Genomic DNA, 13,777 nt, shown 5'->3' on the forward strand with positions numbered 1-13,777 from the left:
ACGTAAAGCTTTTGCGAAGCGAAAAATGGCACGGTTACGCCATTTTTACGCCAAACCCAAAGAAAATGGGCTAGCTGCACAGCTAACCCATTGAAAGATATGGCGCGCCCGGCGCGATTCGAACGCACGACCCCTGCCTTCGGAGGGCAGTACTCTATCCAGCTGAGCTACGGGCGCGGGGGCTTGGGTAGCGATGACACTGCCTACGCAAGGCCGGTGATGGTAGCCTGAATCGTTCGACAAGTCCATGCCACTGCGCAAAACCGTTTTCGTGACGCTATAATTCGGCTTTCGCCCGCCTACTGACCAAAGGATCAAGCATGTCGAAGACTTCTGTCCAGTCCGCTCCCCGGCAACGTGTCCGTTTCGCTCTTCCGGCTGTCGGCATCATGGCTGCGCTGGTCGTGGCAGGCTGTGGCAAGGCGCCCGAGGTGGACCACGAGGTTACCGCCTCCTTGATCCAGCCGGTGGCGCAGATCGCGATTCAACGCGTGCAGATCACCCCGGGCAACCGCACCGGCGCCGAGATCTATCAGGCACTGTGCACCACCTGCCACGCCTCGGGTCTGCTCGATGCACCCAAGACCGGCGACGCTGATGCATGGGCACCACGTATCGCCGAAGGCTTCGAAGCGAACGTATCCTCGGTGATCAACGGCCTCGGCGCGATGCCGGCTCGTGCCGGTTCGCCGGATCTCACCGACACCGAGATCGAACGCGCGGTGGCCTATCTGCTGAACACTGCAGGTGGCGACTTCACCGAGCCGCCGGTGGAATAAGACGGCGCAAGCTGCAAATACCGAAGGGTGGCCGAGGCCACCCTTTTTGTTGCGTGCTACAACCGTCAGGAGGGCTCTTGCCGGTTCTCGAGCATGGCCATGAGGTTGGCGAGCCTGGCCTTTCCTTCCTCGCGCGAGACCGGTTCGTTGGACTTGCGGTCGTTGATGCGCACGTCCTCGCCCATCTCCTCGATGAAGCGTGAGGGCTCGCAGCGCCGGGTGTCTCGCCCGGCCTTGCGCCGTTCGCACCAGGTGATGTTGAGGCTGCGCTGGGCGCGGGTAATGCCGACGTACATCAGGCGGCGCTCTTCGTCGATCTTGTCCTCATCGATGCTGGACTGGTGGGGCAGCAGACCCTCTTCCACGCCGACCATGAACACGTGTTTGAACTCCAGCCCCTTGGAGGCGTGCAGGGTGGCGAGCTGAACGCCGTCAAAATCCGGGTCTTCCTTGTCGAGCATGGAGATCAGCGCAATGGTCTGGGTGAGTTCAAGGAGGTTCTTGTCGTCTTCCTCGCCCTTGCGTCCGAGCCAGCCAACGAAGTCGCGCACGTTGTTCCACTTGGATTCGGCTTCGCGGGTGTCGAGATGCTCGAAGAACCAGGCTTCCAGCCGGATCGCAACGAGCAGGTCCTCGAGCAACTGGGCCGCCGGCTCGCGTGGCGCTCGGTATTGCAGCCGGTTGATGAAGGCGGCGAACTCGCGCACCAGTTCGAGCTGGCGTGGGTTGAGGTGTTGGGTGACGCCCTCTTCGAAGCAGGCTGCGAACAGGCTCACGTGGCGCTGGCCGGCGTAGGCGCCGAGCGCTTCGAGGGTGGCGGCGCCGATGCCGCGTCGCGGGGTGGTGATTGCGCGGATGAAGGCGAGGTCGTCATCCTCATTCACCAGCAGACGCAGGTAGGCGATGAGGTCGCGGATCTCGGCCTTGTCGAAAAAGGACTGCCCACCGGAGATCACGTAGGGGATCTTCTGGTTACGCAGATGCTGCTCGAGCACCCGCGCCTGGTGGTTGCCGCGGTAGAGAATCGCGTAGTCCGAGAAACGGCTGCGGTTCTGGAAACGATGGGCGGTGATCTTCATCGCGATCGACTCGGCCTCGTGTTCAGGGTCGCGGCAGGAGGTGACCACGATCTGGTCGCCATCGCCATGCTCGGACCACAGTCGCTTCTCGAACAGCTTTTCGTTGTTGGCGATCAGGGTGTTGGCGGCATGCAGAATGCGCCGTGAGGAGCGGTAGTTCTGCTCGAGCTTGATCACCCGCAGCTCCGGGTAGTCTTCCTTGAGCAGCTTGAGGTTCTCGACGTCCGCGCCCCGCCAGGCGTAGATCGCCTGGTCGTCGTCGCCCACCGCGGTGAAGGCGCCGCGCACGCCCGCCAGCGCGCGCAGCAGGCGGTATTGCGCGCGGTTGGTGTCCTGGTATTCATCGATAAGGAGATAGCGCAGGCGATTCTGCCAGCGCTCACGTACCTCGGGATGGTTCTCGAAGAGTTGCACGGGCAACGAGATGAGGTCGTCGAAATCCACCGCCTGGTAGGCACGCAGGGTGCGCTCGTACTCCGCATAGAGTTGCGCAGCCGCGCTGGCAAGCTCGTTGTCGGCAAGCTGGGCGGCTTCGCCCGGTGTGATCATCGCGTTCTTCCACGACGAGATCTGCCACTGCATTTGCTTGGCAATCCCCTTGTCGGCGTCGCGGGCGATGTCGGCAACGATCTGTACGGTGTCCGAAGCATCGAGAATCGAGAACTGCGGCTTGAGCCCGCAATGTACCGCCTCCTGACGGACGATCTTCACGCCCAAGGCGTGAAAGGTGCACACCGTGAGCCCCTTGGGCATGCGCCCGCCCATCAGCCCGGCAACCCGCTCCTGCATCTCCTTGGCGGCCTTGTTGGTGAAGGTGATTGCAGCGATGTTGTTGGCACTGATGCCGCACTGATCCACCAGCCAGGCGATCTTGTGGGTGATGACCCGAGTCTTGCCGCTGCCGGCGCCGGCCAGCACCAGGCTCGGTCCGTCGAGATAACGGATCGCTTCGCGCTGCGGGGCATTGAGGTGGGCTGACATGCGTGGGGCGAGACCTCAAAAACGATGCGCCACCCCGAGGCGGCGCATGTGAATGCCGGGAATTCTACTCCCTGCACCGCCGACGGTCATCCGCCCAGACGACACCCGACGGGCATATAAGGCATGACGAATACGTTGTTTGTCACGGAAACGTGGCGGTTTGGCTGGACAAGCAGGGCAGGTTAAGGCTCAAATACGAAATGAGACAGTCGTCCCCACCGGCGGTGGACCGACGACAACCGGCAGGGACTGCCAAGGAGTGGTGACAATGACGAAACAAAACGCGCCCGAATCGCCGGAGATCAGCATGGACGAAGTGCTCGCCATGCCCGAAGGCGACTACATGAACGCGAAGCAGCTGGATTTCTTCCGCGCCATGCTGCAGCACATGCGTGACGATCTTCTCGAGAACGGACAGGCGACGATTCACCACCTGCAGGAGACCGAGGCCACGCCGGACGAGGCCGACCGCGCCACCCAGGAGGAAGAGCACGTGCTCGAACAGCGCATCCGCGACCGCGAGCGCAAGCTGATTCACAAGATAGACCAGGCGCTGGACCGCATCGCCAACGGCACCTACGGCTACTGCGAGGCCTCGGGCGAACCGATCGGCTTGCGCCGGCTCATCGCCCGTCCGACCGCTACACTGTGCATCGAGGAACAGGAGCGGCACGAACGCGAAGAGCGCATGTTCCGCTGAGATTCAGTACCCGCCAGAAGCACGAAGCCGCCCGAGGGCGGCTTCGTAGTCTAAATCGGAGCCGGAACGGACTGCCGGAGAGTCACACCACCCCAGCGCCGTGGGCCTGCTGATCCGCCCAGTAGGACGAGCGCACCATCGGTCCGCAGGCAGCATTCTTGAAGCCCATTTTCAAGGCCTCGGTCTCGAACATCTTGAAAACATCCGGGTGCACATAACGCAACACCGGCAGATGGCCGCCGGAGGGCTGCAGATACTGCCCGATGGTGAGCATTTCGACATCGTGGGCACGCAGATCGCGCATGACTTCGAGGATTTCCTCGTCGGTTTCGCCTAGGCCAACCATCAGGCCGGACTTGGTCGGCACCTCGGGGTGGCGACGCTTGAACTCCTGCAGCAGCTTGAGCGACCAGGCGTAATCCGAACCCGGTCGCGCCTGCTTGTAGAGGCGGGGTACGGTCTCGAGGTTATGGTTCATCACGTCCGGCGGCGCCTGGTCGAAGATGTCGAGCGCAATGTCCATGCGACCGCGGAAGTCCGGAACCAGTACCTCGATGGTGGTCTTGGGCGAGTGCACGCGGGTCTCGCGAATGCAATCGACGAAATGCTGTGCCCCGCCGTCGCGCAGGTCGTCGCGGTCGACCGAGGTGATGACCACGTAGTTGAGGCGCATCGCGGCGATGGTCTTTGCCAGATCCAGCGGCTCGTTGGGGTTGAGCGGCTCGGGCCGTCCGTGACCGACGTCGCAGAACGGACAACGACGGGTACAGATGTCACCCATGATCATGAAGGTCGCGGTGCCCTTGCCGAAGCATTCATGGATATTGGGGCAGGAGGCTTCCTCGCACACGGTGTGCAGCTTGTGCTCGCGCAGCGTGGCCTTGATCTCGTTGAAGCGCTCGGCCTCCTGGCCGGCGCCGAGCTTGATGCGGATCCACTCGGGCTTTTTCAGGCGCTCGGCCGGGACGATCTTGATCGGGATGCGGGCGGTCTTGTCTGCGCCTCGCTGCTTGCGGGCTGTGGTTTCCATGTCGGGGGTCTCGATCTGTTATCGGTATCAGTTGCCAGCCGGGGCTTTTGGCCTGACTGGCGGCAGCAATCTCTCGAGGTGGTCAAGCAGGGCTTCGCCGGCGGCTTCGACGCTGGTGCGAATGCCGTAGCCGGTAAGCTGCACCGTTTGCAAACCCTCGTATCCACAAGGGTTTATCCAGCCAAAGGGGGTTAGATCCATGTCCACATTGAGCGACAGCCCATGATAACTGCAGCCGTTGCGAACGCGAAGCCCGAGCGCGGCGATCTTGGCGCCGCCAACGTATACGCCGGGGGCACCGGCCTGCCGCTCGGCGCTCAGCCCGAAACCGGCGAGGCAGTCGATGACGGCCTGCTCCATGAGATTGACCAGTTCGCGCACCTTGATGCCGCGTCGCGCCAGATCGACGAGCAGATAGACAACCACCTGACCAGGGCCATGGTAGGTAATCTGTCCGCCGCGATCGATGCGGACCAGCGGGATGCCCTCGTCCCGCAGCAAGTGCTCAGGCCGGCCAGACTGGCCGAGGGTGTACACCGGCGGATGCTCGAGCACCCAGATTTCGTCGGGCGTGTCGGCCTGGCGCGCGTCGGTGAATTCACGCATCGCCTGCCAGGTCGGCTCATAGGGCACGAGCCCGAGTCGGCGCACCCTCAGCCAGCGTGCTTCGGGTTCTTTTGCCTGCTGGGAAGTAGGTGCGACCAAAGCCATCAGAGGACCGCTGCGCTCAGAGAACGACCTTGACCATGGAGTGGGAAGACAAGGCGCGATAGATGTCGTCGAGCTGGGCCTGCGACACCGCACGCACGGTACAGGTCAGGGCGAGGTAGTTGCCCTTGCTCGAGGCGCGCATCTCGATCGTCGCGGGATCGAAACCGGCGTCGAAACGCTGCACGACTTCCACCACCGCCTGGGCGAAGCCGTCGACCCGAGCCCCCATGATCTTGATCGGAAAGTCGCAGGGGAACTCGATGAGGGTTTCCCGGGGAGTTTCGCTCATGTCGATTACAGGCTCTTGATCCAGAGGCGCAGCGCATCCCACAGGCGCCCGAAGAAGCCGGCCACTTCAACGTCCTGCAGCGCAACGACCGGGTATTCGCCAAGCAGGCGACCATCAACGCTGAGCGTCAATGTACCCAGCTCCTGGCCACGCTGGATCGGCGCCATGACCGGCTGATGGCTTGCCAGTGCGGCCTCGACGCGCTGGGCGCCATCCTTGGGCAGCGACATCACGAAATCATCGAGGAAGCCGACCGGCACATCGTTGACGATGCCTTTCCACACCTGGACGCGCGACATTTCCTGCTCCGCCCCATACAAGCGAACGGTGTCGAAGAACTGGAAGCCGTAGTTGAGCAGCTTCAGCGATTCCTGGGCGCGGACAGTCTCGGATTCGGCGCCGAGCACCACCGAGATCAGCCGGCGCGGACCGCGCAAGGCGGTCGAAACCAGGCAGTACCCTGCGGCGCGGGTGTAGCCGGTCTTCATGCCGTCGACCGTGCTGTCCAGCCACAGCAGGCGATTGCGGTTGGGCTGGGTAATGTCGTTGTAGGTGTATTCCTTCTGCGAATAAAGCGGGTAGTACTCGGGAAAGTCACGCACCAGCGCGGAGGCAAGCAGCGCAAGATCGGTCGCCGTGGTGTAGAGCTGTTCGTCCGGGAGACCCGAGGAGTTGGCGAAGTTCGTGTTGCGCATGCCCAGTCGCTGGGCCTCGCGATTCATGAGATGGGTGAACGCCTCCTCGGAGCCGGCGATCAGTTCGGCCAGTGCGACGCAGGCATCGTTGCCGGACTGCACGATCATGCCGTTGATCAGCTGCTCCACCGTCACGGGGCGGCCCGGCTCGATGAACATCCGTGAACCGGTCATACGCCAAGCCGTCTCCGAGACTGCCACCTCCTGGTCGAGGGTGATCGTGCCGGCACGCAGGGCCGAGAAAGTCACGTAGGCAGTCATCAGCTTGGTCAGCGAGGCCGGCTCGATACGCTCGTCAGGGTTGTGCGCGGTAAGCACCTGACCGGTCTGATGATCGATCAGCAACCAGGCGTTGGCGGCAAGCGACAGTTGGGGCGCGGTTTGCGCGGAGACAGTGAGCGAGACGGCGAAAAGCAGTGCGGTGAGGAGAAAACGCATGTGGGTCCGTGGAGTGAATCAGGTTCTGGAAAGCGCCCGCGCCAGGCGCGGGCAACCGGAAGACAGCTTGACCGGCCGGACGGCGGCTTGGTTCAACGCATGACGACGAAAGGTTGCAGGTCGAACATCATACCGATGCGCTGCGCCTCGAGCCTGGCATCGTCAGCGGAGGCGAAGGGACCGAGTTGCAAACGGTAGCGGCCGCCCTCGTCGAGCAGATGCAGGCGGTCGGCAAAGGCCGCGAGTTCGGTGCGCACTCGTGCCGCCAGCGTCTCGGCGTTGGCCGGGGTGGAGAATGCAGCAAGTTGCAGATAGGCCCCGGATTGCACCGGCCCGGACATGTTCCGTAACGGTGCGGCCGCTTGCAACGCGGCGCCATCGGCATCGCTCGCGATGGGCGAGCGTGGCAACAATGGTGGCAGGCTCTGTTGCTCGATGGCTGCGATCTGGCGCGGCGGCTGTTGTGTCGGAGCAGGTGCGACCGCAGGCGTGGGTGCCGATGCGATCTGAGTCCCGGAGGACGCCGTGCCGGGCAATGCCGGCACCCCGCGCGCATCGGCAACGCGGATGTCCTCATGGGTGATGGATTCGACCTCGACCATCGCACTGCCGGCGTTGATGTATCCGAGACGATGAGCGGCGGCGTAGGAGAGATCGATGATGCGTCCGCGCAGGAACGGGCCGCGGTCGTTGATGCGCACGATGACGCTGCGACCGTTGGCGATGTTCGTCACCCGTGCGTAGCTGGGCAGCGGCAGTGTGGGGTGCGCCGCGGTCATTGCGTACATGTCGTAGGGCTCGCCGGTAGACGTCGGGTTGCCGTGGAAGCGGCGTCCGTACCAGCTGCCATGGCCCCGCTCGCGGAATGGCGTGAGCTCGGTACGTGGCACGTACTCCTGGCCGAACACGGTATATGGGCGAAACGCCGGGCGGTGAAAGGGCTCGATACGCGGTACCGCATCGGGAATCTCGTCCAGGCCGACAGGGATCACCGCGTCGGGGCCATCGTCGAGGTAGTAGCCGCCACCACGTGTGGTAGTGACCGCACTCGCCGGCGCAGTGCCCGTCGTCGCGCCGGAAGCGTCCGAAACCCTGGTCGGCTTGCCGCCGCAGGCCGCCAGACCGAAAACGAGAACACCCGCCACTGCCAGTCGGCAGGCGAGCACTGAAAACGGGGCGCTGGGCGGCATGGCGTGTTGCCGGCTGGAAAGGGTCGGAATGGTCATGATGTCCTATTCTTTGACCGCGTGCCGGTTACGCTCGATGCTCATCAGGATGCCGATCCCGAGACAGAGCGTCACCAGCGCGGTACCACCGTAGCTGATGAACGGCAATGGTACACCCACCACGGGCAAAATGCCGCTCACCATGCCCATATTTACAAACGCATAGGTGAACACCACCAGGGTGATCGCCCCTGCCAGCAGCCGGCATGCAAGCGTCGGTGCAAACGCGGCGATGAAGAACCCGCGCAGCAGCAGCACCATATAGATCGCCAGCAGACCCAATGTACCGACCAGACCGAACTCCTCGGCCAGCACCGAGAAGATGAAATCGGTGTGGCGCTCGGGGATGAAGGCCAGATGCGTCTGGGTGCCTTCGAGCCAGCCTTTACCGAACGTGCCCCCGGAACCGATTGCGATGGTGGACTGGATGGTGTGAAAACCTCGACCCAGCGGGTCCTGGGTGGGGTCGAGCAGGGTGCATACCCGTTGTTTCTGGTAATCGCGCAACACCTGCCAGTCCACCCCCGGCTGACAAAGCGTGTCTCCGAAGCCGACGACTGCGCCGATACCGACCACAGCGACCACGGCGACAGGCACGATGAGCTTCCATGACAGACCGGCGAAGAAGATCACATAGAGTCCCGCCGCACCGACCAGCAAACTGGTGCCGAGATCCGGCTGCACCACGATCAGGCCCAGCGGCAAGCCAAGCAGCAGCGTCGCGACGATGAAGTCGCCGAAGCGGATCAGACCCTCGCGCTGCTGGAAGTACCAGGCGAGCATCAGCGGCACCGCGATCTTCATGATCTCCGAGGGCTGGATGCGCGCCACGCCGATGTCGAGCCATCGCTTTGCGCCCTTGCTCGTCTCACCCAGGAAGAACACCCCGACAAGGAGGAACAGCCCCAGGAGATAGAGCGGTAGCGCAAGCGACAGCAAGCGCTTGGGCGGCAGCAACGCCACCACCCACATCGCACCAATCGCCGCCATCATGTGAATCTGCAGCACGGGCAAGCGCTCCGGCGAGGCGCTCATCATCAACGCGTAGCTGTAGCCGAGCAAACCCGCGAGCACCAGCAGCAGCAATGGATCGAGCGGCCGGAAAAGCGCCTGCAGCAGTGCGAGGGGATGGAAACGCCAGCCGCTCATCGCTCGAGCTCCTCGGCCAGCAAGGGGTCGCCTTCTTGAGCGGGCGCCTCAACCGGCGCGCCGAGCAGATAGTAGTCGAACACCTGTCTTGCCACCGGCGCCGCCGACTGACCGCCGAAACCGCCGTTCTCGACGAGCACCGCCAGCGCGATGGTCGGATTCTCGGCCGGGGCGAAACCGATGTACCAGGCGTGGTCACGCAAGTGTTCTGGGATCTTGTCCGCATCGTAGCGCTGGCCGCGCAGGGAGAAGACCTGTGCAGTGCCGGTCTTGCCCCCCGAGGTGTAGGGCGCATCCCTGAAGGCCTGCACCGCGGTGCCGGTAACGGTGACGTCAGCCATCGCCTGACGGATGGCGTCGACATGCCTGGGGTTGAGCGGGATGCGCGCAATCGGCTCCGGCTCGACCAGACGTCGCTCGCCGGTCACTGAATCGACGATATGGCTGACGACATGCGGCCGGAAGAGATTTCCGCCATTGAGCAGGGTCGCCAGCCCGTTCGCGAGCTGGATTGGGGTGAAAGCGTTGTATCCCTGGCCGATACCCACCGAGATGGTTTCGCCGCCATACCATTGCTGCTGCTCACGGCTGGAAAAGCGGCTGCGCTTCCAGGCTGGCGAAGGCAGCACACCGGTAGCCTCGCCAGGGACGTCGATGCCGGTGCGCTGTCCGAAGCCGAACTGACCCATGAAGTCGGCGATCGCCTGAATGCCGAGATCGTGCGCGAGCTGGTAGTAGTACGTGTTGCAGGAATGCACGATGGTCCCGTGCAGATCGACATTGTGCTGGCAGCGCGACTTGCGGTCGACATAACGCTGGCCGACGAAGGTGAACAGCCCCTGATTGTTGAAACGCTGTTCGATCTGGCGCTTGCCGCTTTCCAGCCCGAGCAGCGCGATAAAGGGCTTATACGTCGAGCCAGGCGGATAGGCGCTGTAGAGCGCGCGGTTGAGCAGGGGGTGCTCCGGTGAATCCGATAGCGCCCGCCATTCCGCGACCGAGATGCCATCGATGAACAGGTTGGGATCGAAAGACGGGGTGGAAGCCAAAGCCAGCACACCGCCGGTCGCCGGTTCGATGGCCACCACCGCACCCCTTCGGTTGCCGAGCGCGGCCTCGGCCGCCTGCTGCAGACCGATGTCGAGCGTCAGTTGCAGGTCGTTGCCTGGTATCGCGGGGGTGCGCGACATCAACCGCACCGCCCGCCCGCCCGCGTTGATCTCCACCTGCTCGATCCCGGTAGTGCCGTGCAGCTCGCGCTGGTAGCTGAGTTCGAGTCCACTCTTGCCGATGTACTCCGAGCCCCGATAGTTGGCTGTCTCGCCACGCTCTTCGATGCGTTGCTGATCACGCTCGTTGATCCGCCCGATATAGCCGACCACGTGCGCGGTTGAGGCGCCCTCGGGATAGTCACGGAACAGTCGCGCCTGCACCTCGACTCCCGGGAAGCGGTAAAGGCGCACGGCGATGCGCGCGACTTCCTCGTCGGTCAGGTGAGTGCGGATCGGTACGCTCTCGAAATACTTGGTTTCGAGGAGCAAACGGCGGAAGCGTCGCCTGTCGCGTTCCTCGATGGTGACGATCTCGCCCAGCGCGTCGATCGTGGCATCCAGATTTCGCACCCGCGCCGGATTGATCTCCAGCGTGAGGACCGAGTAGTTGCGCGCCAGCAGCGTGCCGTTGCGATCGACGATGACGCCCCGGTTGGGCACCACCGGCAACACCGCGATGCGGTTGCCCTCGGCGCGGGCATGAAAGTAATCGAAGCGCACCACTTGCAGGTAGTAGAAACGCGCTGCAAGCAGGCCGAAGCAGACCGTGACGAACAGGGCGGCAACCAGCAGGCGCCGCCGGAACGCCGCCAGCTCAGCTTCAGGGCTGCGAAACTCGGTCATGCAGGGTAATCAGATCGGCCGGTTGTCATCACGATCGACCGGCTGGTACTGGGGCAACAACAACAGAAAACCGAGCGGCGCCCACAACAAGGCGGACGAGAAGCTCGACAGGAAATACCACCAACCGGGGAACTCGGCACCGCCAATCAGCCGCACCAGCACCATGATGCTTTGCGCCAACAGCAGCAAAGGGAGTATATGCATGGCCTGCTGCCAGGCAGAGAACCAGAGCATGCGCCGCGACAGCGCACTGGCGAAGAAGCAAAGCACCACGTAGGCCAGGGCATGCTGCCCCATCGCGGCGCCCTGGCCGATATCCACCAGCAAGCCAAGCACGAAGCCCATGCCCATGCCGACGCGCAAGGGCTCGCGCACACACCAGAAGGCGAGCACCAGCGCAACCCAATCCGGCACGCCTGGCAGACGTCCAGTCGGAATGTAGGTCAGACCGAGCGCGATCAACAGGCTCAGATAGATGAACCAGTTGCGCGCAGGCTGCAGGATGCGATTCGAGCGATGTGTCGGTTGCATTAGCTCGGATTGCTCCATGCCGAAGGGCAATCATTTGCCCGCATTTTCAGGTGCACATTGCGGTCGCCCCAAGGTTTGCACTGGGGCAGGCGCGGCATGAGCCGCGAATCAGGTGTCAGATCCGTGGCGAATCGTCGCGAAGTCCGACCCGAAGGCAAAGTGATACGTTCCCGGCTCTCCGAATACGTGGCAACTGCGGCGCTCATTGTGCCCCCTCCGCATCCGGCTCGGGTTCGACCGACGCCTGAGCCTCGTCGACCAGATCGTCAGCGCTGATTGGAATCGCCTCCGAGGCTCGGGGTCTGGACGGCGCAGGCTCGGCACGGCCGAGCACCAGTACCTGAATCGCGCGCTCGACACGGGCCAGAGGTTCCCCGAATACCGTCAGGAACACCTCGCCGTCGCGTACCACCAGAGTGACCTCGGCAACCGGCAATCCGGCGAGAAAGAAGCCATCGAGGCCGGAGGTGACCAGACGGTCGCCCGCGACGATGTCCGACTCGGCCGGCATGTGGCGCAACTCCATCGGGCCCTTGCCGCCGCCGACCAGCACCCCGCGCTGACCGGTGCGCTCAACCTGCACCGGCACCGACTGCTCCTTGTCGGTGATCAGCGTCACTTCGGACTGGATCGGATAAACGCGCGTAACCTGGCCGATCATGCCATTCGCGTCGACGACCGCCAGTCCGGTCGCAACACCATGGTGTCCACCCTTGTCGATGATGACCGTGCGCGCAAAGGGATCCGGTGCATCGTAAAGGATTTCGGCGGCGAGACTATGCACCGCGACCGAGCGCGACATCATCAGCAGGCGCCGCAGCTCCTGATTCTCGCGCTCGATCTGTTCGAAGCGCAGCAATCGCTGGGCAGCCTCGAGCTGACTGCGCCGCAGGTCGGCGTTTTCGACCTGTACTTCGACCAGAGTCGCGAAATACACCGCGGCATTGCGCACGAAATCCACCGGCGCGGCCGCCGCGAGCTGCAGCGGATGGGTGACCACCGACAAGCCCTGGCGCACCACCTCGAGGTAGCGGAAGCGCAGGTCGGCGACGAGAATGAACAGACTGAGCGCGACGAACACCAGCAGCCTCGCGAATGGGCTGAGGCCGCGCTGAAAGAAGGGCGGTGACTGGTGACCGGCCAGCGACATCTTCAATGCACTCCCGGCGCGTGTGGCGGCCGAGGGGTGCTATTTACTCGGAAGCGAAGATGGATCCGAGGGCGTCCATCTTGTCCAGCGCCATGCCGCAACCGCGGGCGACGCAGGTGAGCGGCTCGTCGGCAACGAAGACCGGCAGGCCGGTCTCTTCCATCAGCAGGCGATCCAGATCGTGCAGCAGTGCCCCGCCGCCGGTGAGCACGATGCCACGCTCGGCGATGTCGGCGCCCAGTTCGGGCGGCGTCTGCTCCAGTGCGATCTTGACTGCGGAAACGATCTGGTTGAGCGGTTCAGCAACCGCCTCGAGCACTTCGTTGCTCGAAATGGTGAAACTGCGGGGGATACCCTCTGCGAGGTTGCGACCCTTGACCTCTAGCTCGCGGACCTCGGAGCCCGGGAAGGCCGAGCCGATGCTCTTCTTGATGTTCTCGGCAGTGGTATCGCCGATGAGCATGCCGTAGTTGCGGCGGATATAGTTGATGATGGCCTCGTCGAACTTGTCGCCACCCACTCGCACGGAACCGCTGTAGACCAGACCGCCCAACGAGATCACACCGACCTCGGTAGTGCCGCCGCCAACGTCGACAACCATCGAGCCGGTCGCGTCGGACACAGGCAGGCCGGCGCCGATGGCCGCGGCCATCGGCTCCTCGATCAGGAACACCTGGCTCGCACCGGCGGCAAGGGCCGCGTCACGGATCGCACGACGCTCGACTTGGGTGGAGCCGCAAGGCACGCAAATGATGATGCGCGGACTCGGCGAGAACATGCGGGAGTCGTGCACCTTCTTGATGAACTGCTTGATCATCTGCTCGGTGACGACGAAGTCTGCGATCACGCCGTCCTTCATCGGACGAATGGCATTGATGTTGCCCGGGGTTTTGCCAAGCATCTGCTTTGCTGCGGCACCCACTGCCTGAATCGTGCGTTTGGCGGTCGGACCGCCCTCGGTGCGGATCGCGACGACAGATGGCTCGTCCAGAACGATTCCCTTGCCCCTGACGTAAATGAGGGTATTGGCGGTGCCGAGGTCGATCGCCAGATCACTGGAAAAATAAGAACGCAAGAAACCAAACATGGGTAATCCCGAAACCGGTGAGGACAGTGCCGCGAGG

The 13,777-nt window shown here is 63.4% G+C and carries 13 protein-coding genes and 1 tRNA gene; 2 read left to right on the forward strand and 12 right to left on the reverse strand.

Annotated elements, in window-relative coordinates; genetic code table 11:
- Positions 1–100: 100 nt before the first annotated feature.
- Positions 101–177 (reverse strand) — tRNA-Arg (locus tag GPA21_RS02070).
- A gap of 143 nt (positions 178–320) precedes the next feature.
- Here GPA21_RS02070 and GPA21_RS02075 point away from each other — a divergent pair.
- Positions 321–779, forward strand: coding sequence for a c-type cytochrome (locus tag GPA21_RS02075; protein WP_168986553.1), 459 nt, complete (start codon positions 321–323; stop codon positions 777–779).
- A 65-nt stretch (positions 780–844) separates the two neighbouring features.
- Here the strand turns inward: GPA21_RS02075 and GPA21_RS02080 are convergent, their stop codons facing one another.
- Positions 845–2,839 (reverse strand): UvrD-helicase domain-containing protein, encoded by a 1,995-nt coding sequence (locus GPA21_RS02080; protein WP_168986554.1) that lies wholly within the window; start codon positions 2,837–2,839, stop codon positions 845–847.
- 268 nt (positions 2,840–3,107) lie between these two features.
- Here GPA21_RS02080 and dksA point away from each other — a divergent pair, with 268 nt between their 5' ends.
- Entirely contained in the window at positions 3,108–3,539 is a 432-nt protein-coding gene (gene dksA / locus GPA21_RS02085; RefSeq protein ID WP_168986555.1) for an RNA polymerase-binding protein DksA, read from the forward strand.
- An 82-nt stretch (positions 3,540–3,621) separates the two neighbouring features.
- Here the strand turns inward: dksA and lipA are convergent, their stop codons facing one another.
- From lipA to GPA21_RS02135, 10 genes are all read right to left on the reverse strand, one after another.
- Positions 3,622–4,569: a lipoyl synthase gene (gene lipA, locus GPA21_RS02090; protein ID WP_168986556.1), complete on the reverse strand. Its 948-nt coding sequence runs from the start codon at positions 4,567–4,569 to the stop codon at positions 3,622–3,624.
- A 27-nt stretch (positions 4,570–4,596) separates the two neighbouring features.
- Positions 4,597–5,280: a lipoyl(octanoyl) transferase LipB gene (gene lipB, locus GPA21_RS02095; protein ID WP_168986557.1), complete on the reverse strand. Its 684-nt coding sequence runs from the start codon at positions 5,278–5,280 to the stop codon at positions 4,597–4,599.
- A 16-nt stretch (positions 5,281–5,296) separates the two neighbouring features.
- Entirely contained in the window at positions 5,297–5,569 is a 273-nt protein-coding gene (locus GPA21_RS02100) for a YbeD family protein (RefSeq protein ID WP_168986558.1), read from the reverse strand.
- A 5-nt stretch (positions 5,570–5,574) separates the two neighbouring features.
- Positions 5,575–6,702 (reverse strand): D-alanyl-D-alanine carboxypeptidase family protein, encoded by a 1,128-nt coding sequence (locus GPA21_RS02105; protein ID WP_168986559.1) that lies wholly within the window; start codon positions 6,700–6,702, stop codon positions 5,575–5,577.
- A 92-nt stretch (positions 6,703–6,794) separates the two neighbouring features.
- Entirely contained in the window at positions 6,795–7,928 is a 1,134-nt protein-coding gene (locus tag GPA21_RS02110; protein ID WP_246261700.1) for a septal ring lytic transglycosylase RlpA family protein, read from the reverse strand.
- A gap of 6 nt (positions 7,929–7,934) precedes the next feature.
- A complete protein-coding gene (rodA, locus tag GPA21_RS02115) occupies positions 7,935–9,077 on the reverse strand; it encodes a rod shape-determining protein RodA (protein WP_168986560.1) in 1,143 nt (380 codons plus the stop codon).
- Entirely contained in the window at positions 9,074–10,972 is a 1,899-nt protein-coding gene (gene mrdA, locus GPA21_RS02120) for a penicillin-binding protein 2 (RefSeq protein ID WP_168986561.1), read from the reverse strand. The genes rodA and mrdA overlap by 4 nt, the downstream gene beginning before the upstream one ends.
- 9 nt (positions 10,973–10,981) lie before the next feature.
- Positions 10,982–11,503 carry a rod shape-determining protein MreD gene (mreD, locus tag GPA21_RS02125; protein WP_168986562.1) on the reverse strand — a complete coding sequence of 174 codons (522 nt, stop codon included), beginning with the start codon at positions 11,501–11,503 and terminating at the stop codon, positions 10,982–10,984.
- Positions 11,504–11,705: 202 nt separating this feature from the next.
- On the reverse strand, positions 11,706–12,653 hold the full coding sequence (gene mreC, locus GPA21_RS02130) for a rod shape-determining protein MreC (protein ID WP_168986563.1): 948 nt from the start codon (positions 12,651–12,653) through the stop codon (positions 11,706–11,708).
- Positions 12,654–12,696: 43 nt separating this feature from the next.
- Positions 12,697–13,740: a rod shape-determining protein gene (locus GPA21_RS02135; RefSeq protein WP_168986564.1), complete on the reverse strand. Its 1,044-nt coding sequence runs from the start codon at positions 13,738–13,740 to the stop codon at positions 12,697–12,699.
- Positions 13,741–13,777: the final 37 nt, after the last annotated feature.

Source organism: Azoarcus taiwanensis, from assembly GCF_012910885.1.
In the GTDB taxonomy this organism is placed as follows: domain Bacteria; phylum Pseudomonadota; class Gammaproteobacteria; order Burkholderiales; family Rhodocyclaceae; genus Azoarcus_F; species Azoarcus_F taiwanensis.

Coding starts and splice junctions, on each gene's coding strand:
- mrdA (WP_168986561.1), bottom strand. CDS start 10,972: ATGACCGAGTTTCGCAGCCCTGAAGCTGAGCTGGCGGCGTTCCGGCGG.
- mreD (WP_168986562.1), bottom strand. CDS start 11,503: ATGCAACCGACACATCGCTCGAATCGCATCCTGCAGCCTGCGCGCAAC.
- lipA (WP_168986556.1), bottom strand. CDS start 4,569: ATGGAAACCACAGCCCGCAAGCAGCGAGGCGCAGACAAGACCGCCCGC.
- GPA21_RS02135 (WP_168986564.1), bottom strand. CDS start 13,740: ATGTTTGGTTTCTTGCGTTCTTATTTTTCCAGTGATCTGGCGATCGAC.
- GPA21_RS02110 (WP_246261700.1), bottom strand. CDS start 7,928: ATGACCATTCCGACCCTTTCCAGCCGGCAACACGCCATGCCGCCCAGC.
- GPA21_RS02100 (WP_168986558.1), bottom strand. CDS start 5,569: ATGAGCGAAACTCCCCGGGAAACCCTCATCGAGTTCCCCTGCGACTTT.
- GPA21_RS02105 (WP_168986559.1), bottom strand. CDS start 6,702: ATGCGTTTTCTCCTCACCGCACTGCTTTTCGCCGTCTCGCTCACTGTC.
- lipB (WP_168986557.1), bottom strand. CDS start 5,280: ATGGCTTTGGTCGCACCTACTTCCCAGCAGGCAAAAGAACCCGAAGCA.
- mreC (WP_168986563.1), bottom strand. CDS start 12,653: ATGTCGCTGGCCGGTCACCAGTCACCGCCCTTCTTTCAGCGCGGCCTC.
- dksA (WP_168986555.1), top strand. CDS start 3,108: ATGACGAAACAAAACGCGCCCGAATCGCCGGAGATCAGCATGGACGAA.
- GPA21_RS02080 (WP_168986554.1), bottom strand. CDS start 2,839: ATGTCAGCCCACCTCAATGCCCCGCAGCGCGAAGCGATCCGTTATCTC.
- rodA (WP_168986560.1), bottom strand. CDS start 9,077: ATGAGCGGCTGGCGTTTCCATCCCCTCGCACTGCTGCAGGCGCTTTTC.
- GPA21_RS02075 (WP_168986553.1), top strand. CDS start 321: ATGTCGAAGACTTCTGTCCAGTCCGCTCCCCGGCAACGTGTCCGTTTC.